The sequence below is a fragment of the Microbispora sp. CA-102843 genome (genome assembly GCF_050936215.1).
Taxonomy (GTDB): Bacteria; Actinomycetota; Actinomycetes; order Streptosporangiales; family Streptosporangiaceae; genus Microbispora.
This window is the reverse complement of the sequence record NZ_JBNJNF010000001.1, coordinates 6,146,005-6,165,407: the sequence shown is the minus strand read 5'-3', so window position 1 is coordinate 6,165,407 and position 19,403 is coordinate 6,146,005. Positions and strand designations below refer to the sequence as shown.

The 19,403-nt window shown below is 69.4% G+C and carries 19 protein-coding genes; 5 read left to right on the top strand and 14 right to left on the bottom strand.

What is annotated here, in order from left to right; genetic code table 11:
* Nucleotides 1-14: 14 nt before the first annotated feature.
* Nucleotides 15-1,964 carry an ABC transporter permease gene (locus tag ACQEVJ_RS28525; protein ID WP_433106265.1) on the bottom strand — a complete coding sequence of 650 codons (1,950 nt, stop codon included), beginning with the start codon at nt 1,962-1,964 and terminating at the stop codon, nt 15-17.
* A 111-nt stretch (nt 1,965-2,075) separates the two neighbouring features.
* Here ACQEVJ_RS28525 and ACQEVJ_RS28520 point away from each other — a divergent pair, with 111 nt between their 5' ends.
* Complete coding sequence (locus tag ACQEVJ_RS28520) at nt 2,076-2,453, top strand: nuclear transport factor 2 family protein (RefSeq protein WP_433106263.1); 378 nt, start codon at nt 2,076-2,078, stop codon at nt 2,451-2,453.
* Between the two features lie 25 nt (nt 2,454-2,478).
* Here ACQEVJ_RS28520 and ACQEVJ_RS28515 read toward each other — a convergent pair whose 3' ends face one another.
* From ACQEVJ_RS28515 to ACQEVJ_RS28455, 13 genes are all read right to left on the bottom strand, one after another.
* Nucleotides 2,479-3,726: an amidohydrolase family protein gene (locus tag ACQEVJ_RS28515; RefSeq protein WP_433106261.1), complete on the bottom strand. Its 1,248-nt coding sequence runs from the start codon at nt 3,724-3,726 to the stop codon at nt 2,479-2,481.
* A 116-nt stretch (nt 3,727-3,842) separates the two neighbouring features.
* Nucleotides 3,843-4,703: a TauD/TfdA dioxygenase family protein gene (locus tag ACQEVJ_RS28510; RefSeq protein WP_433106259.1), complete on the bottom strand. Its 861-nt coding sequence runs from the start codon at nt 4,701-4,703 to the stop codon at nt 3,843-3,845.
* A 133-nt stretch (nt 4,704-4,836) separates the two neighbouring features.
* On the bottom strand, nt 4,837-5,916 hold the full coding sequence (locus tag ACQEVJ_RS28505; protein ID WP_433106257.1) for a glycoside hydrolase family 88 protein: 1,080 nt from the start codon (nt 5,914-5,916) through the stop codon (nt 4,837-4,839).
* A gap of 265 nt (nt 5,917-6,181) precedes the next feature.
* Nucleotides 6,182-7,132, bottom strand: a complete 951-nt coding sequence (locus ACQEVJ_RS28500; protein ID WP_433106255.1) for a zinc-binding dehydrogenase — start codon at nt 7,130-7,132, stop codon at nt 6,182-6,184.
* Between the two features lie 145 nt (nt 7,133-7,277).
* The gene (locus ACQEVJ_RS28495) at nt 7,278-7,694 is read right to left on the bottom strand and encodes a nuclear transport factor 2 family protein (RefSeq protein ID WP_433106253.1); all 417 of its coding nucleotides are present in this window, start codon (nt 7,692-7,694) and stop codon (nt 7,278-7,280) included.
* Between the two features lie 68 nt (nt 7,695-7,762).
* Nucleotides 7,763-8,809: a phosphotransferase family protein gene (locus ACQEVJ_RS28490; RefSeq protein WP_433106251.1), complete on the bottom strand. Its 1,047-nt coding sequence runs from the start codon at nt 8,807-8,809 to the stop codon at nt 7,763-7,765.
* Nucleotides 8,799-9,584, bottom strand: a complete 786-nt coding sequence (locus ACQEVJ_RS28485) for an enoyl-CoA hydratase/isomerase family protein (protein ID WP_433106249.1) — start codon at nt 9,582-9,584, stop codon at nt 8,799-8,801. The genes ACQEVJ_RS28490 and ACQEVJ_RS28485 overlap by 11 nt, the downstream gene beginning before the upstream one ends.
* The gene (locus ACQEVJ_RS28480; protein WP_433106247.1) at nt 9,581-10,432 is read right to left on the bottom strand and encodes a 3-hydroxyacyl-CoA dehydrogenase family protein; all 852 of its coding nucleotides are present in this window, start codon (nt 10,430-10,432) and stop codon (nt 9,581-9,583) included. Before ACQEVJ_RS28480 ends, ACQEVJ_RS28485 begins: the two co-directional genes overlap by 4 nt.
* A gap of 18 nt (nt 10,433-10,450) precedes the next feature.
* Nucleotides 10,451-11,650 (bottom strand): acyl-CoA dehydrogenase family protein, encoded by a 1,200-nt coding sequence (locus tag ACQEVJ_RS28475; RefSeq protein WP_433106245.1) that lies wholly within the window; start codon nt 11,648-11,650, stop codon nt 10,451-10,453.
* Nucleotides 11,650-12,426 (bottom strand): SDR family NAD(P)-dependent oxidoreductase, encoded by a 777-nt coding sequence (locus tag ACQEVJ_RS28470; protein ID WP_433106243.1) that lies wholly within the window; start codon nt 12,424-12,426, stop codon nt 11,650-11,652. Before ACQEVJ_RS28470 ends, ACQEVJ_RS28475 begins: the two co-directional genes overlap by 1 nt.
* Nucleotides 12,423-13,277 carry a hypothetical protein gene (locus ACQEVJ_RS28465; RefSeq protein ID WP_433106241.1) on the bottom strand — a complete coding sequence of 285 codons (855 nt, stop codon included), beginning with the start codon at nt 13,275-13,277 and terminating at the stop codon, nt 12,423-12,425. The genes ACQEVJ_RS28470 and ACQEVJ_RS28465 overlap by 4 nt, the downstream gene beginning before the upstream one ends.
* On the bottom strand, nt 13,274-14,188 hold the full coding sequence (locus ACQEVJ_RS28460; RefSeq protein ID WP_433106239.1) for a CoA transferase subunit A: 915 nt from the start codon (nt 14,186-14,188) through the stop codon (nt 13,274-13,276). The genes ACQEVJ_RS28465 and ACQEVJ_RS28460 overlap by 4 nt, the downstream gene beginning before the upstream one ends.
* A gap of 100 nt (nt 14,189-14,288) precedes the next feature.
* Complete coding sequence (locus ACQEVJ_RS28455; protein WP_433106237.1) at nt 14,289-15,083, bottom strand: enoyl-CoA hydratase/isomerase family protein; 795 nt, start codon at nt 15,081-15,083, stop codon at nt 14,289-14,291.
* 169 nt (nt 15,084-15,252) lie between these two features.
* Here ACQEVJ_RS28455 and meaB point away from each other — a divergent pair, with 169 nt between their 5' ends.
* The 4 genes from meaB (at nt 15,253) to ACQEVJ_RS28435 (ending at nt 19,314) form a co-directional block, all read left to right on the top strand.
* Nucleotides 15,253-16,254, top strand: coding sequence for a methylmalonyl Co-A mutase-associated GTPase MeaB (meaB, locus tag ACQEVJ_RS28450; RefSeq protein ID WP_433106235.1), 1,002 nt, complete (start codon nt 15,253-15,255; stop codon nt 16,252-16,254).
* Nucleotides 16,251-17,918: an acyl-CoA mutase large subunit family protein gene (locus ACQEVJ_RS28445; protein WP_433106233.1), complete on the top strand. Its 1,668-nt coding sequence runs from the start codon at nt 16,251-16,253 to the stop codon at nt 17,916-17,918. Before meaB ends, ACQEVJ_RS28445 begins: the two co-directional genes overlap by 4 nt.
* A gap of 41 nt (nt 17,919-17,959) precedes the next feature.
* On the top strand, nt 17,960-18,367 hold the full coding sequence (locus tag ACQEVJ_RS28440) for a cobalamin B12-binding domain-containing protein (protein WP_433106231.1): 408 nt from the start codon (nt 17,960-17,962) through the stop codon (nt 18,365-18,367).
* Nucleotides 18,368-18,501: 134 nt separating this feature from the next.
* Nucleotides 18,502-19,314 carry an SDR family oxidoreductase gene (locus ACQEVJ_RS28435; protein WP_433106229.1) on the top strand — a complete coding sequence of 271 codons (813 nt, stop codon included), beginning with the start codon at nt 18,502-18,504 and terminating at the stop codon, nt 19,312-19,314.
* Nucleotides 19,315-19,403 lie beyond the last annotated feature (89 nt).

Genomic DNA, 19,403 nt, shown 5'->3' with positions numbered 1-19,403 from the left:
ATCGGGACTCCTTGTCATTTCGCGGGTACGGACGGCTTGAGCGGGGATGCCCGGTCCTCGCCGTCGTCGGGGGGCGGGGAGTCGGAGACGGCCGGTGTGGTGCGCCGGCGCCTGCGCTCCCGGATGGTGTGCACGGTCGAGGCCATGCCGTCGGGATGGGCCTGGACCGCCAGCAGCAGGGCGCCGCCGGCGATGACCAGCTGATAGGCGTCGGCGCCCCAGGTCGCGAGCAGCTGGGAGAACAGGCCTCCGCCGGCGCCGAGGCCGGCGAAGATCGCGCCGCTGACCATGCCGATCCCGCCGATGTACGCCATGGCGATCACGTGCAGCGACTCGAACACCGTGAACCGCTCGAACGCGAAGACGTTCGCCTGGTAGCCCAGGAGGGAGCCGCCGACGCCGGCCACGAACGCCGACAGGGCGAAGGCGGCCAGCTTGAACCGCTTGATGTTGATGCCCGCGGCCACCGCGGCGGCCTCGTTCTCGCGCACGGCCAGCGCGCGACGGCCGAAGGCCGATACCCGCAGCGCCGCCACCAGGGATGCCGTGGCGATGACGATCACGAGAGTGACCACCGCGAATCCGGTATCGCCGAGCTCCATGCCGAAGAGCGTGGGGGAGGCCACACGATTGAAGCCCTGGTCGCCGAACAGCCGGCCGTCCGAGAAGATCGCGACCTGGCACATGTAGGCGGCGCTCAGGGTCACCAGCGCGAGGCTCGGCCCCCGCACCCGCAGCGAGGGCAGGCCCACCAGCAGGCCCAGTGCCATGGCCAGCGCGCCGCTGAGCAGGAGCACCAGCGGGAACGGCAGCCCGTGGCCGGACAGCAGGGCCGTCATCATGCCGCCGAAGCCGGCGAAGGCGACCTGGGCGAGGGAGATCTGGCCGATGAAGCCGGTCACCAGCACCGCCGACAGGGCGATCAGGATTCCGGCGAGGCTGACCACGCCGGCCGACAGCCAGGAGGGGCGGACGTTGTAGATGAACACCAGGCCCAGCACGAGGGCGACGATCGGGCCCGTCACCCGGTAGCGCGGGGGCGGACTGATCGGCAGGCGGCCGCGGACCACCTCGCCGCGGGCCGGCAGCAGGCGGCCGGAGAAGATCATCGCGAGGATGACCATCAGTGCGGGGATGGCCTGGGAACGGCCGGGACCGGTCCACAGCCATGTGTACCAGGCGCCTTCGGCGCCGGTGACCAGCTGCAGCGCCGACTCGACCATGCCGAGACCCAGGCCGGCCGCGACGGCGACGCCGAACGAGGTGAAGCGGGCGATCAGAGCGGCGGCGAAGACGGGCACCACCAGCAGGGTCAGTGCCTTGGCGTCCAAACCCGCGATCGGGCTCAGCATCACCCCGGCGACGGCCGCGAGGACGAAGCCCACGGCCCAGGTCAGGGTGCCGATGAGGACAGGCGACAGGCCGCTGAGCGAGGCGCCCTTCTCGCTGTCGGAGATCGCACGGATCGCGAGGCCGATCCGGGTGCGGCGGGAGACCAGCCCGAGGGCCACCGCCAAGACGACGGCCACCGCGGCCAGGACGAGCCGGTCCGCCGGCATGTTGATGCCGAGGACGCTGATCGGCGCGGCCGGCACGACGGAGACCGGCGTTCTCGTCTGCACGTCGAACAGGAGCGTCGCCAGACCCTGCAGCAGCAGGAGCAGCGCCAGCGTGGAAGTGATCCTGGCGAGCACAGGGGAGTTCCGCAGCTGCCGCATCACCAGGAGGTAGAACGCCAGTCCCAGCACGACGGCGAAGGCCAGGGTGATCAGCGCCGCCACCGGGGTGGGCAGCCCGAGGTCGTCGCGGAGCGCGAAGAAGACGTAGGCGCAGATCATGGCCACCGCGCCCTGGGAGAAGTTGAGGACCCCCGTTCCGCGGTAGATCGTCACCAGGCCCAGTGCGAGGAGCGCGTAGGCGCCTCCGAGCCCCAGCCCCAGGATCGCGAATTGAAGCACAGACATCTGGAGTCCTGTCGTCGGGCGTTGTGAATCGAGTGGAGAGAAAGTATTTTCTTTGACGTTGAACGTCAATAGCTATATTTATTCCCGATCAAGGAACCGAGGGAGCATCCCATGTCCGATGCGGCCGCCGTACAGGTTCTGGAGCAGGAGAAGCGCCGATGGGCGGCGTTGCTCGGCTCCGACGTCGTCACCCTGAAGGAACTGTTCGAGGAACGAATGATCTACACCCACTCCAACGCGATGCTGGACTCCAAGGACAGCTACATTGGGGCGCTCGAAAGTGGCGCCGTCGCCTACACGGGGGTCCGGGTGACCGATGAGCAGGTGCGCGTCTTCGGCGGCACCGCCGTGGTCACCGGCGCGGTGGTGATCGACGCCAGGGCGGGCGGGCGTGACCTGCGCACCCACGCTCGTTACAGCGCGGTCTGGGCCGAGCAGGACGGCCGGTGGCGTTTCGTTTGCTGGCACTCCACCCCGATCCCGGGATGAGCGCCGCTCCCGATGGAGCGGCCGCCTACCCCGCCACGTCGGTGAAGCCGGCCGGAGGCAGCGGGTGCCGGAACAGGTCGCACGCGTTGCGGAAGGTAACCGCCTCGGCCACCCGCGCGGGCAGCTTCTCGAACTGCATGTGCAGGATTTCCTGCGTGTCCGGCCAGGAGGAGTCGGCGTGCGGGTAATCGGCCTCGTACATGACGTGGGACAGCACGGGATCCTCCAACCGGCCGATCGTGCGCGGGTCGTAGTACGCGGCGAACCAGAAATTGCGTAGCAGCACCTCGCGGGGGGTGATGTCGATCCCGGTCCAGGTGTCGGTCATCCCCCCGGGCACGTACTCGCTGGCGATGTAGTCGAGCCGGTCGAGCAGCATCGGCAGCCATCCGATGCCTCCTTCGGACAGCACCAGCTTCAAGCCGGGGAACCGGACGGGGATCTTGGCGAAGATCCAGTCCACGGCCGAGGACAGCGCGCTCACGGTGAACAGTGCCGACAGGACCTCCGAGGGGGAGTCCTCACTTGGCAGCATGGTCTTCCCGGAGGAGCCGACATGGAGGTTGATGACCGTGCCGGTCTCTTCGCAGGCGCGGAAGAACGGGTCCCAGTAGTCCGTGTACAGGCTGGGCAGGCCCAGCGACTCGGGGTTCTCGCTGAAGGTCACCGAATGGAAGCCGCGCGCGGCATTGCGGCGGATCTCCCCGGCGGCCAGCTCGGCGTCCCACAGGCAGCTGACCTGGCTGGGGATCAGCCGGTCGGGGTGGGCGCCTGCCCAGCCGTCCAGAACCCACTGGTTGTACGCTCGCAGGCTCGCCAGGCCCAGCTCGCGGTCCTTCATGCGCATGAACCGCCAGCCGGCGAAGCCGAACACCATGGAGGGGAAGCAGAGCGAGGCGTAGATGCCTGCGACGTCCATGTCGCGGATGCGGGCATCCACGTCCCAGGCCCCGCGACGCATCTGGTCGAACCGCACCGGGCCGGTGTACATGTCGGCGGCGTCCCAGCTCTTCATCACGTTGCCGCCGCTGATCGGCACCCGCTCGTCCTCGAAGAGCCAGTACTCCATTCCGTCGTCGTCCTCGGCGATCCGGGGCGCGCGGTCCTGGAGGCGGCCGGGCAGCCGGCCCTCGAAGGTGTCGCGCGGCTCCAGAAGATGGTCGTCCACCGAGACCAGGGGCCAGTGGCGGCGGCGGGGCTCGGGATCGGCCGCGAGGGGCGGGGGACCCGTCTGCTTGCGATGGGCGGCGATGAACTTGTCGATGTCGGCCAAGGCTTCACCTCTCGATGAGCTGGGAGGGCGCCCGTACGGCGCTTTCCCGGTGGTGGTCGAGGGTCTGAGAGGTGCGTGGCGAGCCTCCCCCGATGGCGGCCGCGCAGCGGAGGGCGTCAGTTGTCGCCGGCGACCCGTACGTGCCTGAGCACGCGGCGCTCGGACAGGTCCCATTCGGTCGCCCGATGCAGCATGCAGCGGTTGTCCCACACCACGACGTCCCCAGGCCGCCACTGGTGGTAATAGACGCGCGGCGCGCGGCAGGCGGCTTCGAGCAGGCGCTCCAGCAGCCGCCGGCCCTCGTCGACGGGCAGCTCTTCGATCTGGCAGGCGTGCCGTCCGATGAACAGGGCCTTCCGGCCCGTCACCGGATGGGCCCGGACGATCTCGTGCCAGGCCCCCGCCATCTCGCTGGGCACCGCGGCCGGTGACGTGTCGGTCGCCCCGGCCGCGGCCTGGGAGTACTCCAAGGAGTGGTAGGCCGTCAGCCCCTCCAGGCGGTCCTTCTCCTCATCGGTCAGTGCGTCGTACGCCGCGCGCATGTCGGCGTAGCCGGTCTGGCCTCCCCTCGACGGCGCCTCGATCGCGTTCAGAATCGATGCTTTGGCGGTGACGCGCTTGAACGAGCTGTCGGAGTGCCACCCCTCGTTGCCACCCAGATAACGGACCTGGGGGTGGTTCCTGTCGGTGATGTGCACCCCGTTGTCGTCCACGTTGGAGATGTCGAGCACGATCGGCTTGCCGACGAAGTCGCCGCGCATCGTCTGGTCGCTCTGCCTCTCGATCTCGCCGAAGCGCCGGGCGAAGGCGACGTGCTCGTCCCTGGTCAGGCTCTGCCCATGGAAGACCAGGATTCCGTAGGTGTGGAACGCGTCCTCGACGCGGCGCCAGGCGGCGTCGCCGAGCGCACGCAGGTCGACGCCGCGCACTACGGCGCCGAATGTTGTGCCTTCCAGGGGGTCGACGGTAATGGTCACCGCATCCTCGATTCGTCGTTGGGGGCGTTTGATGATGACGGCGTCCTGCCCGGGTGTTCCGGCGGCGGAGCACGGCGCGGATCCGTGGCGTCGGGACTGGGGAGGGCAGCGGCGGTGAGGCGGGTCCGGTGGATCACACCGCGGAGCGCGGGCCCTTCAGCGGCACGACGTCGCGCAGGTGGTACGCGGCGAGGAGGAAGAAGCTGGGACTCAGGGTCATCTGCCCGAAGGGGATGCCTGGGCCGCCGGGCGGGACGACCGTGCGCCCGATGCTCCCGTCGGACTGGACGATCCCCGCGACGGCGTCGATGGCGCGCACGGCTGGCTCGACGAAGTCGGGGACGGCCCCGATCTCGGCGGCCAGCGCGGCCGCGTAGGCGAACATCACCGTGCCGGACGCCTCCAACGCGGTGGACGGGTCGTCGAGGAAGTCGTGGAAGAAGCCGCTGCGGTCCTGCCGGCGGGTCATGGCCTCCAGCACGTCCGCGAGCGTCCCGCGCACGGCCGCCGCGTCGCGGTGGTTCGGAGCCTCGGCGAGCACCTCGGCGGTCGCGCAGATCAGCCAGCCGTTACCTCGCGACCAGAAGGTGGACTCGGGATAGGAGTCGGGCCGCTCCCGCCAGATGTGCCGGCAGAGTTTCTCGGCCGGGTCCACCAACCGCCGCCCGGCCACCAGCAGCTGGTGGTAGGCCTCGTCGACGAGCGCGGGCTGGTCCAGGACCGTGCCCAGGCGGGCCAGCGCCCGGCACACCGGGTAGACCTCGTCCACCCAGATCTCCGGTGCCTGGCCGTTCATCAGCAGGAAGCCCTCGCTGGTGCGTGGCCCGGCCAGGACCGCGTCCATCTGCCGCCTGGCCGCGTCCAGGTAGACCTTCTCCCGGGTTCGCTCGTACAGATGGATCAGGGGAAAGGTGAAGTACGCGCTTACGCTCGCGGTACCGGCGAACTGGCGCATGATCGCCGTGTCCATGACGCGGAAGGCGCCCCAGCTCAGGTTGGTGGTGCCGCCGTAGCACAGGCGACCGTCCGATGTCTGGGTGGCCACGGCCCGGTCGAGCCAGCGCCGGACCGTCGGGAGACCCTCGGGGTGATCCCACTCGAGGAGCGCGGTCATGCACCCCTGGCGCTCCCAGTAGTCGTCGTCCATGTCCAGGGTCACCGCATGGGAGAACACTCGGTTGACCACTTCGTCGTTGATGTATTCGACCCTCATAAAGGCTCCCTGCCCGGGGGATCACTCCTGCCGGCGGGCGTAGCCGTACGGCGGCTTGCGGCAGGCGCGGCGAGCCCCGAAGAGCGCACGCCACTACTGAGGGCGAAGATATTTTCATTAACGTTATACGTCAAGAGCTACTGCAGGAGAACTCCTGCCGGCCGTGCCGCCGCCGCTCCGCGGGAGCCGGTGCGGGCGGTGTCCGATCTTCCAGTGGCGACCTTGGACATGGCCGTGGCGCGGCACGGCTCGGCGAAATTCCGGTTCAGTCGCTCATCGTGATGACGACCTTGAACTGGCCGGCCTTGGGCGTGAAGGCGGTGCGGTAGGCCTCGGCAGCCGCGTCGGCCTTGAACTCGTGGGTGACGAGGGAATTGATCAATCCGGGATGGGCCTTGACGTACTCGTCCGCCGCGGACAGCACCCGGCGACGCTGGAGCGTCGAGCCGGAGATGAGAGTCAGATGCTTGCGCAGCATCTTCTCCATGTCCAGGGGGTAAATGCGGTCGTCGGGGATCCCGAAGTACAGGATGCGGCCTTCGGGCCTGACAGCCTCGATCGCGTGAGCGAGTGTCGAGACCTGGTGCCCCACGGCCTCGACAACGACTTCGGGACGGTCATCGTCATCAGTCAGCCTCCGGACCCATTCGTCACTGGAGAGGAAGACCGGGTCGTCGACGCCGAATGCGCCGAGGACGTCACGTCGGTCGATCCGGTCGATGCCGGTCACCTTGTGCGCCCCCGCACTCTTGAGTACGTGGCTGAACAGCACGCCTATCGGGCCCTGGCCGATGACAGCGCAATGCTTTCCGGACACGTCACCGAGCCGCTCCACCGCGTAGATCACGCATGCGAGGGGCTGCAACCCGACGGCCTCGGCCGGGCGAAGCGAAGTGTCGTACGCGTGCACGGACGCACCTTCGGTGGTGATCATCTCTTGTAGTCCGTCCAAGCCGGTGGCCCAGCCGACCACCCGGTCGCCCACCTTGTGCTCGGCTGTCCGGGAGGCGACGACCTCACCGACGACCTCATGCATGGGGAACCCCGGGACCGGGTCGTTCGATGAGGTCCAGGGGTTGGCGGCGCCACGGTAGAAGGGCCCGTCGCTACCGCAGAGTCCACCCGCCAGGACACGGAGCAGCACCTGGCCGTCGGCGAGGTCATCCGGAACCGGCGCCGGAACATCCACGGCCTCGAAGGAGTACGGACCGGTCATCCTCATGGCCCACATGGCCTCCCGCCTTTCATTCGCCGCTCAGCCGAAAGTGAGGTGTCAGGACGCGCTCGCAGGAGGTCGGCAGAGCGACGACCGTCGCGTCACGGGTTGCCCCCGCGCCGGGTACTCACGTCGGCGGTCCCCGTCACGGTCCTATTCGGCCGCCCGCCATCGGATGGCCTAGCCTGGTGTGGGCGATCTTCCATGCGCCGCCGTCGCGCAGGTAGTCGTCGTCGTAAGTCGCGAGAATGCGCACCGGGGCCGTGCAATCGGGTTCGATGTTGTAATCGGCGAGGTACCACCTGCCCTTCGCCAGGTCTCCGTCCACCGTGATGATCGGGTTGCTGACCGAGTGCAGCCGGGTGCCGGGAATCCCGGTGGCGGCCATCTGTCTGGCATAGCCCCGGCGGATCTCGTCCGTGCCCTGCCAGGAGCCGAATGCTCCCAGGTCGCAGACGGCGTCCGGGGTGAAAAGGCTCATGAGCCCGTCGAGGTTCCCCTCGTCGTAATGCCAGCAGTACGCGTGCTTCAGTTCGTGGATCGCCGTGAGGTCGTCGTTCATCGTCCGTCCCCTTGGTAGAAGAGCGGCCGGCACGACCGGGCCAGCCTGCCGTTTCCGGGTGAGCCTGTTCAGCTCCTGTGTACGGAGCCCAGCGCCGCGAGTCCGGCCTCAACAAGGTCCGGGACGGCGGACCCGGCCTTCTCGAAGCCGTCGCCGACGGTCTGGCCGGCCAGATACCGGGCGTGGATGCCTTCGGCGATCACGGCCAGCTTGAAGTAGCCGAACGCCACGTAGAAGTCGAGCCGGCTCAGATCCAGCCCGGACGCCTCGCCGTACGCGCGGGCGAGCTCGTCCCGGCCGGGAAAACCGGGATTGGCGCTCACCGCGTGCCGGGCTCCGGTCACCTTCTCCGTGAGCCTGTCCCAGTAGACCAGCATCAGCCCCAGGTCGGTCAGCGGGTCGCCCAGCGTGGACATCTCCCAGTCGATGACGGCGGCGATCCTGCCGCCGCCGGGCGCGTAGATCACGTTGTCCAGGCGGTAGTCCCCGTGGACGACGCTGACCCGCTGGGGCGCCGGGACGGCCCGTTCCAGGCGGCCGGCCAGCGCGTCGACGGCCGGCAGCTCCCGGGTCTTCGACAGCGACCACTGCCTGGCCCACCGCGAGATCTGGCGGGCGGCGAAGCCCTCCGGCCGGCCGAAGCCCTCCAGTACGGCCGGGTCGGTGGCGTGCAGGGTGACCAGCACCTCCACCAGGCTCCGGGCACAGCGGGCGGCCTCCTGCGGGGAAAGACCCCCGGTGTCCTCGGCGCTGCGCAGCACCGGGCCGGCGACGCGCTCCATCACGTAGAAATCGGCGCCGAGGACATCCTTGTCGCGGCACAGCACCACCGGCGCGGGCACCGGGACGTCGGTGCCGTGCAGCGCCTCGATGACGCGGTACTCCCTGGCCATGTCATGGGCGGTGGGCAGCACGTGGCCGACCGGCGGCCGCCGGAGCACCCAGTCGGAGCGGCCGTCGGTGAGCCGGTAGGTCAGGTTGGAACGACCTCCGGCGATCAGGGACGCCTGCAGGGGACCGGCCAGCCCCACGGCGGACTCCAGGTACGGCGTGAGCCGTTCCAGGTCCAGTCCGACGAGCACGCCCGGCACCGGGGAGGCGGATTCAGCGGCCAACGAACCGCGCCTTTCCCACGCCCTTCTCCACGAAGCTCGTCATGCCGATCGCCCTGTCCTCGGTGGCGAAGAGCCCGGCGAACAGGCCGCGCTCCAGTTCGAGGCCGGTGTCGAGGGAGACCTCGAGGCCGCGGTCGATCGCCTCCTTGGCCGCCCGCAGCGCCATGACGGGGCCGTTGAGATAGGGAGCGGCCAGCTCCCGGGCTTTGTCCAGCACCTGGTCCGGCTCGACCACGTGGTCGGCCAGCCCGATGGACAGGGCCTCCCCGCCGCCGATCACCCGGCCGGAGAAGATGAGGTCCTTGGCCCGGGCGGCCCCCACGAGCCGGGGCAGCCGCTGGGTGCCCCCGGCTCCGGGGATCACTCCGAGGAGGATCTCGGGGAAGCCCAGTTTGGAGTCGGTCGCGCAGACCCGCAGGTCGGCCGCGAGCGCCAGCTCGCAGCCGCCGCCCAGGGCAAAGCCGTTGATCGCCGCGATGACCGGCATCGGCAGCCGCGACAGCGCGGTGCAGGCGTCGCCGAGGGCGCCGGAGTCGCGTACCGCCCTGCGGTAGTCCCAGCCGAGCATCTCCTTCACGTCGCCGCCGGCCGCGAAGACCTTCCGCCCGCCGGTGACCAGGACGGCCCTGGCATCCTCGCTGCCGCGCACCTCGTCGATCGCCTCCGTCAGCTCGCCGATCAGCGCCCGGTCGAGGGCGTTGACGGGCGGCTGGGTGAGGGCGATGACGGCCAGCCCGCCGGTGATGTCGAGAGCGACCCTCGTCCTTCCGCTCATGAGTAGTCGTACCAGCCCTTGCCGGTCTTCCTGCCCCGGTCGCCCGCGCTCGTCATCCGGACGGAAAGCTCCGGCGGGTAGAACTTGGGGTCGACGGTGTCGGCGAAGATGTTGCGGGAGGCGTTCACGAAGACGTCGATGCCGGTAAGGTCCATGGTCTCCAGCGGTCCCATCGCGTGGCCGAAGCCGAGGCGGCACGCGGTGTCGATGTCCTCCGCCGTCGCCACCCCGCTCTCCAGCAGTTTCACCGCCTCGACGCTCAGCGCCACGATCAGCCGGGTGGTGACGAAGCCGGCGATGTCGCGGTTGACCACGACACAGGTCTTGCCCAGGTCCTCGGCGAACGATCTGGCCCTGGCGAGGGTCTCGTCGCTGGTCTTGACGCCGCGGACGACCTCGCACAGCCGCATCATCGGCACCGGCGAGAAGAAGTGGGTGCCGACCACCTGCTCGGGCCGGCCGGTCACCGCGGCGATCTGAGTGATCGGCAGGGCGCTGGTGTTCGTGGCCAGCACCGCCTCCGGCTTGCAGATCCCGTCGAGGCGCCGGAACACCTCATGCTTGATTTCGAGCTTCTCGAACACCGCCTCGACCACGACGTCGGCGTCCCGGGCCGCCGACTCCAGGTCCGTGGTCGTGGTGATCCGGCCCAGGGCCTCGGCCACCTGCTGGGCGGTGAGCTTCTCCTTCTTCTCCAGCCGCCGCATCGATTTCTCGATCTCGTCGAGGGCGCGGCCGAGCTGCTCCTCGCCGACATCGTGGATGGCGACGTCATATCCGCCCACGGCGGCGACCTGGGTGATGCCGGATCCCATGAGACCGGCTCCGACCACGGCAAGACTGGGCACTGCGTGCTCCTTTCGGGTTCACTTGGAGTCGCGGGCGGCGGCGCGTCGCTGTACGGCCCGCCTGGCGATGGACATCCGGTGCACCTCCGAGGCGCCGTCGTAGACGCGGAAGGGGCGGACCTCCCGGAGGAACAGCGACAGCGGCAGATCGTGGGAGATCCCGAGAGCGCCGTGGATCTGCACCGCCCGGTCAACGATCCGGCCGACCGCCTCGGCGACGAACGTCTTGGCGATGGAGGTCTCGGCCGAGGCGCGTTCCCCGAGGTCGAGCAGCGACGCGGCGTCACGGATGAGGCTGCGGGAGGCGGCCAGGTCGATCTCGTTGTCGGCGAGCATCTGCTGGATCATGCCGAGGTCGGCGAGCCTGCTGCCGAACGCCTCACGCTCGGCGGCGCGGTCCAGGGCCATGTCCTGGGAGCGCTGGGCCAGGCCCAGCCAGCGCATGCAGTGGGTGAGCCGGGCGGGCGCCAGCCGCACCTGGGCGTAGGCGAAGCCCCGGCCCACCTCGCCGAGTACGGCGTCGGGGGAGACCCGGCACCCGTCGAAGACCACCTCGCAGTGGCCCCCGGCGAAGCCGATGTCGAGGCTGCCGATGTGCCGCTTGATCCGCATGCCGGGGTTGCCGGCGTCGACGAGGAACATCGTCGCTCCGGCCGGCTGGTCGCCGTGTCCGGGGGTGCGGGCCATGCAGATGGCCCACGCGGCGCCATCGGCGCCGGTGATGTACCACTTCGTGCCGTCGATCACCCAGGCGTCGCCGTCCCAGCGGGCCGAGGTACGCAGCATGGACGGGTCGGAGCCGGCGCCCGGACTGGGCTCGGTCATGGCGAAACAGGAGCGGACCTCGCCGCGCACCAGGGGCGCCAGGTACTTCTCCTGCTGCTCGGGCGTGGCCACCTTGTGCATCAGGTGCATGTTGCCCTCGTCGGGCGCCGCGCAGTTGAGCGCCAGAGGGCCGAGCAGGCTGTAGCCGGCCTCCTGAAGGATGACCGCCTGTGCGCCGGTGTCCAGACCGAGCCCTCCCCACCGCTTCGGTCCGGTGGGGGACAACAGGCCGGCGTCCGCCGCCGCCTTCTGCAGGCGGCGGCGGAGCTCCTCCGTGGGGCTCCTGCCCGAGGCGAGCAGCTCCAGCTCGGCCGGGATCACCTCGTCGCGCACGAACTCCCCGACCCGCATGCGGAGGTTCGCGACGGCCTCGGCGTGACCGGGCTCGGCCATCACTGCGCCGTCCAGCCGCCGTCGACGATCAGGGCGGAGCCCGTCATGTAGCTGCCCGCGTCGGACGCCAGCAGCAGCAGGGCTCCCACGAGCTCGTCCGCGTCGCCCAGGCGTCTCATCGGGATGCTCGCCCGCGCGCTCGCCGACACCTGTTCGTTCGCCTGGATCGCCGCGGTCATATCGGAGACGATCAGACCGGGCACCAGGGCGTTGACGCGGATGCCGCGGCGGAGCGTCCACTGCATCGCCAGGTCTCTCGTCATCCCGAGCAGGCCCGCCTTCGAGGCGCTGTAGGCGGTCTGCGGAGCGTCGGTGGACACCATGCCCAGCACCGAGGACACGTTGACGATGGACCCGCCGTGCCCCGCGGCGATGCACGCCCGGCCGAAGGCCTGCGCCATCTGGTAGGCGCCGGTCAGGTTGACGTGCAGCACGCGGGTGAACTCCGCGGGATCGTCCTTGTGCGAGGGCACGACCCGGGCGACGCCCGCGTTGTTGACCAGCACGTCCACGTCGCCGAGTTCGTCGCGCGCGGCGGCGACCAGCCGCTCGCAGTCCGCCGGGTCGGCCACGTCAGTCGGGACGGCGACGCAGCGGCGGCCCAGCGCCTCCACCTTTCCCTTGGTATCCTGCAGGAGCTCCACCCTCCGGGCGCCCAAGGCGACATCGGCGCCGGCCTCGGCCAGTGCCAGGGCGAAGGTGACGCCGAGGCCGGACGAGGCCCCGGTGACGACGGCCACCTTCCCCTCAAGACTGAACCGGTCGAAGACGCTCATGACGTGACCGCCGCGCTCGCCCGGTTCCACTCGGCGTCGAGGATGCCCTTGAGGTACGACAGCCGGTCCTTGCCGGAGACGAAGTCGAACTTCACCGTGCCGAACGGATCGATCCTGGTGCGGAGCAACTCCAACTGCTCGGTGGTGGGCACGGCCGTGAACGGCACGTTCTCCGGCACTTCCAGCTCGAAGCCGGTGTTCTCCACCACGGTGGAGACCTTCACTCCGGGGTGCACGCTCTCGATCCGGAACGGCTTGTCGTCCTCGTCCTTGACCAGGACGGCCAGGTTGGTGACCACGATGATCGGGCCCGGCTGGAGACCGGCCTCCCTGCGGGCCTCGGCGCCGACCTTCCACCGGGTGCCGGTGACGAACCCGACCTTCTCCACCAGGGTGCGCGGGTTGTGGTTGCCGAAGTAGGCGATCATCTTCCGGTACATCTTGATCACCTCGGCCGCGCCGGCGCCGCCGGGCAGGCGGACCTTGGGGGTCGCGAACGGCCCGATGGCCGAGAGGTTGATCGCGCCGTCACCGTCGAACTGGGCGGAGGACACGGCCTCCACCCCGCCGTGACCGGCCAGGTGAATGGAGTTGATCTCGGTCAGCATGCCCCAGCGGCAGGCCGCGCCCTTGTAGGCGGAGGCCTCGGCGCCGGTGAAGGAGAGCTGGATCGGGGCCATGCCTACCGCGTCGAAGCCGACCAGGTACGCGCCCTTCGCGTGGGTCAGCTTGGCCAGCATGTACGAGGCGTACGCGAGGGGGGTGAACGACCCCATCACGGTGACGCCCTGCTCGTCGACCTCCCCGGCCACGCGGCAGGTCATCAGCTCGTGAATCTCGTAGTCGGTCATGCCCGTGCCTCCTGGATGACTTCGGCGGCGTCGACCAGCCCCTTGAGTACGGCGTCGCGCCCCTTGAGCACGCGATCGCGGTACTCCGCCTCGCTCTCGCCGCGGATCTGGTCGATGTAGTCCGAGAACGACGCGCCGCCCGCGGCGGCGGCGTAGTCCATGAGTTCCCACGCGTCCATGGCGTAGCGCGGGATGTGGGAGGTGGGGTGCGCGCCGAACGGCGCCTCGATGACCGCCTCGACGTAGTAGCCGGGGAGCTTGGTCATGTGGGCGTTCTCGACGATCACGCTCCGGTCCACGATCTCCTCACAGGTCACGATCACGCGCCGGGCCGCCTTGGCCATCTCGACGTCGGGGCCGGAGGTGCCGTCCCACTGGGCGTTGCCCTCGGCGTCGGCCCGCAGCGCGTGCACGATCGCCACGTCGGGCCTGACGGCGCGGACCGCGGTCAGTTCCTCGCCGGTGAAGGGGCAGGTGGTGGTCGCGTAGATCTCCGGGTAGCGGGCGGGGATGTCCGAGCCGAAGGGGCCGCGATACGGCAGGTACGGCACGCCGCGTCCCTGGGCCTCCAGTCCGATCAGCAGTCCCAGGCCGGTGAACTCGGTGAACGGCAGCACACCCGACTCGATCGCTCTGCGCACGTTGGGGGCCAGGCCGAAGGCCTCCAGGGTGACCATGGAAAACGACAGGTGACCCAGCGTCCCCGCCGCGGCCAGCAGGTCCATGTCCACCGACCCGACGACGGTGATGGCGTGGATGTCCCTGCGCCCGGCGCGGATCAGCTCACGGACCGCCGCCATGGGATGGTTGGCGAACCAGCCGCCTCCGAAGGCCACGGAATCCCCGTCGTGGACGAGATCTCCCAGCGCCTCAAGGGGCTTGACCTTGTCGGGCATCCTGCTCTCGCTCATCGCTCTCCCACAGCTTCTCGATCCGACACGGTTCCTCCTCTGCCGATTGCGGCAACAATCTATCGTTAAACGTTAAATGCGTAAAGCGTGAGTCCGGTGCTCAGCGAAGTCCGCGCAGGCCCTTGCTCTCCATGAAGTGGGAGATCCGCGTCCACACCTCCTCCTGGCGCAGCATCACCTGGTCGGCGATGGCCTCGATGTCGGCGGCCCGCCGAGGGTCGAGGCGGGGGCCGACGTCGATGGCGACGCCCGCGAAGTAGGCCGCGGGCCAGGGGAGGTCCTCGATCGCGGCGGCCGCGCTCTCCAACTCCTCGGCGAGCCGGTCGTGCTCGACGACCCGGCTGACGATCCCGGCGCGCAGTGCCTCCTCGGCGTCCACGATCCGGGAGGTGAGGATCATGTCCTTGGCGAACGCTTCGCCGGTGGCCCGCGCCAGGCGGCTGGTTCCTCCGACGTCGGGGACGATGCCCATCCTCAGCTGCGGCATGGCGAAGATCGCCCGGTCGCTGGCGATCCGGATGTCGCATGCCAGCGCCAGCTCGAGGCCGGCGCCGATCGCGGGGCCGTTGATCGCGACGACGCTGGGCTGCGGCGCGCGCTCGAAGCGGTCCACGATGGTGGCCCAGCGCCGGATGAACGAGGGGTAGCTGCCCTTCTCCACCTCGAGCGAGGCCCCGATCGCGCCGAAGTCGACGCCCGCGCAGAAGGCGGGGCCGGCGCCGGTGAGGGTGATGACGCGCAGGTCGTCGCGCATCTCCACCTCCGACATGACCCTGTCGAGGTCGTCCCAGGCGCCGTAGGTGAGCGCGTTCCGTTCGTCCGGCCGGTTCAGCGTGAGGGCGAGGCGGGCCCCGGAGTCCGCGACCGACAGGGTCTCCAGGTCTTTGCTGCTCATCTTCTCGTCTCCTAGGTGCTCCCGACGCCGGCCGGCGTCGATGTGGGTCGACTGTACAAATATAACGTATAACGTTAACATTGCCACCGTCTGGGGCCCTGCCTCGCTGGGCACCCTACGCATGCAGGAAAGACTAACGTTCAACGTAAATGAATCGCGAGGATGACCCGTGGAAGCTGTGACAACACCGGCCGACCAGGTCGTCGCCGGAAGCGTGCTGCACGCGGGGCGGCTGATCAGCCAGATCGAGAACGGACACCCGCACGCCAGGGACGTCCTGCGAGCGCTCGCGCCCCGCTGCGGCAGGGCGCAGCTTATCGGCGTCACCGGGCCTCCCGGCGCCGGCAAGAGCACCCTGGTCTCGGCGCTCATCAGGGAGCTGCGGAGCCAGGGACGGACCGTGGGCGTGATAGCCGTGGACCCCTCCAGCCCGTTCACCGGGGGAGCCCTGCTCGGCGACCGCGACCGGATGGCCGAGGCGTCCAGCGGGGACCGGGGGGTGTTCATCCGCTCCATCGCCTCACGCGGCGCCTCCGGCGGACTCGCCGCCGCCGTCAACGACGTGGTTGACGTGATGGACGCCATGGGAAAGGACGTGGTCGTCGTCGAGACGGTCGGGGTCGGGCAGGGCGAGTTCGACATCGCGGGGATCGCCCACACGGTCGTCCTGGTGCTGGTCCCCGGCTACGGCGACGCCCTGCAGGCGATGAAGGCCGGCATCACCGAGATCGCCGACGTGGTGGCCGTCAACAAGGGCGACTCGCCGGGCGCGGAGCAGACCGTCAAGGACCTGGCCTCGCAGGGATTTGAGCGGACCGGCCCGGACGGGGCCTCGCGCTGGAAGGTCCCCGTGCTCAAGGTGTCGGCGCTGCGGGGGGAAGGCATCGACGCGCTGGTCGCCGCGGCGGACGAACACTACGCCTTCACCGGCGCCACCGCCTGGCGGGCGGCCGCGGAACGTGCTCGAAGACGGGCCAGATTCAACGCGTTCGTCGCCGACAGGCTCCGCGAGGAGTTGCTGAAGGCCGCCGAGGAGACCCTGGACGACCAGCGGCTGGCCGACCCCTACGGCGCGGCCGAGGCCTACGTCGACGCACTGCTGAACGCCCACCGCCGGCTCATCGCCCCTTCCCGAGCAGCGGCCTTCCCAGAAACGGAGAACGACAAGTGAGCTCCCTGACCAGTGGCAAGTTCGAGGCCGTCAAGCAGGCGTGGACCGAGCGCCGTGCCCGCTACGCCGCCAAGCTGCGCCCGGCCAAGACCCTTTCCGGTCTGCCGGTGAAGACCGTGTACACCCCCGAGGACACAGCGGGCCTCGACCTCGAGGAGATGCCCGGCGTCTACCCCTACACCCGCGGACTGCACCCCGACGGCTACGCCCTGACGCCGTGGATGCAGCAGATGGTCTTCGGCTACGGGACCATCGAGGAGACCCGGGTGAAGATGGAGAAGATGGTCGCCGAGGGCATGGAGGGCTACTTCGGCCACAAGGTCTTCAACACCGTCTACGACGTTCCCTGCATGTACGGCATCGACGCCGACCACCCCGAGGCCGTCGGCAACATCGGCCAGTGCGGCGTGCACATGAGCACCGGCGACGACTACGACGAGCTGATCCGCGACTGGGACCTGGAGACCACGAACTTCTCCATGATCACCGGAGACAACTGCCTGCCGGCGCTCGCCCTGCTCGCCGCCGCCGTCGAGCGGCGCGGCGAGCCGACCACGAAGATGCATGGCAACTCCATGAACTGGTACCCGCGCATCGCCGTCCAGGACGTCCCCTCCTGGGAGCCCAAGTGGGGCTACGCCCTGATGATCGACCTGATCAAGTGGGCCAGGGACAACGCGCCCGCGTGGAACCCGGCCAACATCTTCATGTACGGCCTGTCGGAGGCCGGAGCCACCCCCGTCCAGGAGCTGGCCTACGGCCTGGCGTGGGGCAAGTCGATCATCGATGCAGGCCTGGCCGCCGGTCTGGCGCCCGACGACTTCATCGGCCGGCTGTCGTTCCAGATCGGCTGCACCGTGAACGTCTTCGAGGAGGTCGCCAAGTTCCGGGCGCACCGCCGGATGTGGGCCAAGCTCTGCAAGGACGCCGGGGTCGCCAAGCCGTCCAACATGTTCGCCCGCGTCCACGTGCACACCAGCGGCTACGTCCTCACCCAGCAGCAGCTGATGAACAACAACGCGAGGATCACCCTGCAGACGCTGGCCGCGGTGCTGGGCGGCGTCCAGTCGATCCACACCTGCTCCTACGACGAGGCCGTGGGCGTGCCCACCGAGGAGTCGCACCGCACCGCCCTGCGCACGCAGCAGATCCTCATGTGGGAGAGCGGGCTGCGGGACGTCGCCGACCCGCTGGGCGGCTCCTATTTCATCGAGACGCTCACCGACGAGATGGAGGCGGCGGCCTGGGAGATCTTCAACGAAATCGAGGCCTCCGGCGGCTACCTCCGCGGCATCGAGACCGGCGAGGTCAAGCGGAACATCGACAACTCGTCGTACGAGATGAAGAAGATGATCAACAGCGGTGACCTGCCGGTCGTCGGCGTCAACCGCTATGTCTCCGACGAGCCGGAGAACTACGAGCCGTTCCGCATCGACGAGTCGATCGAGGTCAAGGCCAAGGCCCGGCTGGAGGCGTACCGCGCCAAGCGGGACCAGGCCGCGGTCGACGCCGCGATCGCGGGCATCCGGCGGGCCTGCCAGGACCTCAAGGACGGCAAGGGCCCGCTGATGCCCGCGCTGGTCGAGGCGGCCCGCAAGGGTGTGACCAACGGCGAGATGATGGTGCCGATGCGCGAAGCGTTCGGCTGGTACGTCAGCGAGTGAGCCCGTCCGAGGCCTCGCACATCACACAGGGGAGTGGACGCGTGTCCAGAGAGCACATCAAGGTTTTGCTGGCCAAGAAGAAGATCGACGTCCATGGGCGCGGCAGCAAGCTGATCGCCCGGGAGTTGCGAGACGCCGGTATGGAGGTCGTCTACTTCCGGTTCGGCGTGGTGGAGGAGATCGCGGAGGCGGCCCTCCAGGAGGACGTCGATGTGGTGGCCGTCAGCGTGATGACCAGCGGGCAGATCCAGATCGCCCGCGACCTGATCCCCGCGCTCAAGGAGCGCGGCATGAACCAGGTCCTTGTGATCATGGGTGGCATCATTCCCGAGGTGGACTTCGAGCCTCTCCGGGAACTCGGCGTGCACCGGTCCTTCCCACCCGGCCTTCCCGGCGGCGTGGTGGCCGAGTACATCCGGGAGAACGTCGGCAAGGCCAGCCTGGTCTAGCCGGCGTCCGTACGCGTGCACGGGACCCGCGGCCGTCCCGGCCCCGCGCGGGGCCGGGACGTGTCCGGCGCGGCGCCGAGTACGGCAGCACTGACATCGGCGGGTTCTCCCGCGCAATCGTGGAAGGGATCATCGTGGCATCGTTGTCCGGAGTGGACGGCAAGGGGATCGTCATCACCGGGGGAGGCGGCGGGCTCGGCTCGGCCATGGCTGCGGAGCTGTGCCGGCTCGGCGCCCGGGTCGTGGTCTGCGGTCGCACCAAGGAGACGCTCAACCGGACGGTGGAGGCGATCAGTGGGGAGTTGGGCGAGGGCAAGGCCTTTGCGGTCACCGCCGACGTCCGCGACCCCGCCTCGGTGGCGGCGATGGCCGACGAGGCCGCCGAACTCCTCGGCGCCGTCGACGGACTGGTCAACAACGCCTCCGGCCTGTTCCCCGTCAAGGCTGAGGACCTGACCCCCAACGGCTTCAACTCCGTCATCCAGATCGTCCTCAACGGCACCTGGCACTGCACCTCCGAGATGGCCCGGCGCTGGCTGGGCGCCGGGCGTGGGGGAGCGGTGGTGAACGTGCTGACGCCTTACGCATGGATGGGCGCCCCGGGGATCGTGCACAACTCCTCGGCCAAGGGCGGCGTCCTCGCCATGACCCGCACGCTCGGTGCGGAATGGGCCGGGCGGGGTGTACGGGTGAACGCCGTGGCCCCCGGATGGATGCCGGTGGGCGGCACCGACTTCCTGGCGAGCGACCCGGAGGTGCGCCGCCGCCTGATCGATGCGATCCCGGCCGGACGCCTGCTGAAGGCGGAGGAGACCGCGCGTGCCGTGGCCTATCTCCTCTCCGATGACGCGTCCTACGTGGTTGGCGAGGTGCTCACCATCGATGGCGGACACCACCTGTCCAAGGGCCTGGACGAGTTCCTCGACGAGCTTCCCGGGCGTCGATAGACCGCTCGCCGCCGGGAGTGCCGAATTTTTCTTTATTGACGTTGAACGTCAGGTATTTTATGGTCGGCCCATGTGACAGGCGTCACCAC

Coding starts and splice junctions, on each gene's coding strand:
- ACQEVJ_RS28465 (WP_433106241.1), bottom strand. CDS start 13,277: ATGACCGACTACGAGATTCACGAGCTGATGACCTGCCGCGTGGCCGGG.
- ACQEVJ_RS28475 (WP_433106245.1), bottom strand. CDS start 11,650: ATGGCCGAGCCCGGTCACGCCGAGGCCGTCGCGAACCTCCGCATGCGG.
- ACQEVJ_RS28460 (WP_433106239.1), bottom strand. CDS start 14,188: ATGAGCGAGAGCAGGATGCCCGACAAGGTCAAGCCCCTTGAGGCGCTG.
- ACQEVJ_RS28470 (WP_433106243.1), bottom strand. CDS start 12,426: ATGAGCGTCTTCGACCGGTTCAGTCTTGAGGGGAAGGTGGCCGTCGTC.
- ACQEVJ_RS28455 (WP_433106237.1), bottom strand. CDS start 15,083: ATGAGCAGCAAAGACCTGGAGACCCTGTCGGTCGCGGACTCCGGGGCC.
- ACQEVJ_RS28520 (WP_433106263.1), top strand. CDS start 2,076: ATGTCCGATGCGGCCGCCGTACAGGTTCTGGAGCAGGAGAAGCGCCGA.
- ACQEVJ_RS28495 (WP_433106253.1), bottom strand. CDS start 7,694: ATGAACGACGACCTCACGGCGATCCACGAACTGAAGCACGCGTACTGC.
- ACQEVJ_RS28505 (WP_433106257.1), bottom strand. CDS start 5,916: ATGAGGGTCGAATACATCAACGACGAAGTGGTCAACCGAGTGTTCTCC.
- ACQEVJ_RS28485 (WP_433106249.1), bottom strand. CDS start 9,584: ATGAGCGGAAGGACGAGGGTCGCTCTCGACATCACCGGCGGGCTGGCC.
- ACQEVJ_RS28500 (WP_433106255.1), bottom strand. CDS start 7,132: ATGACCGGTCCGTACTCCTTCGAGGCCGTGGATGTTCCGGCGCCGGTT.
- ACQEVJ_RS28525 (WP_433106265.1), bottom strand. CDS start 1,964: ATGTCTGTGCTTCAATTCGCGATCCTGGGGCTGGGGCTCGGAGGCGCC.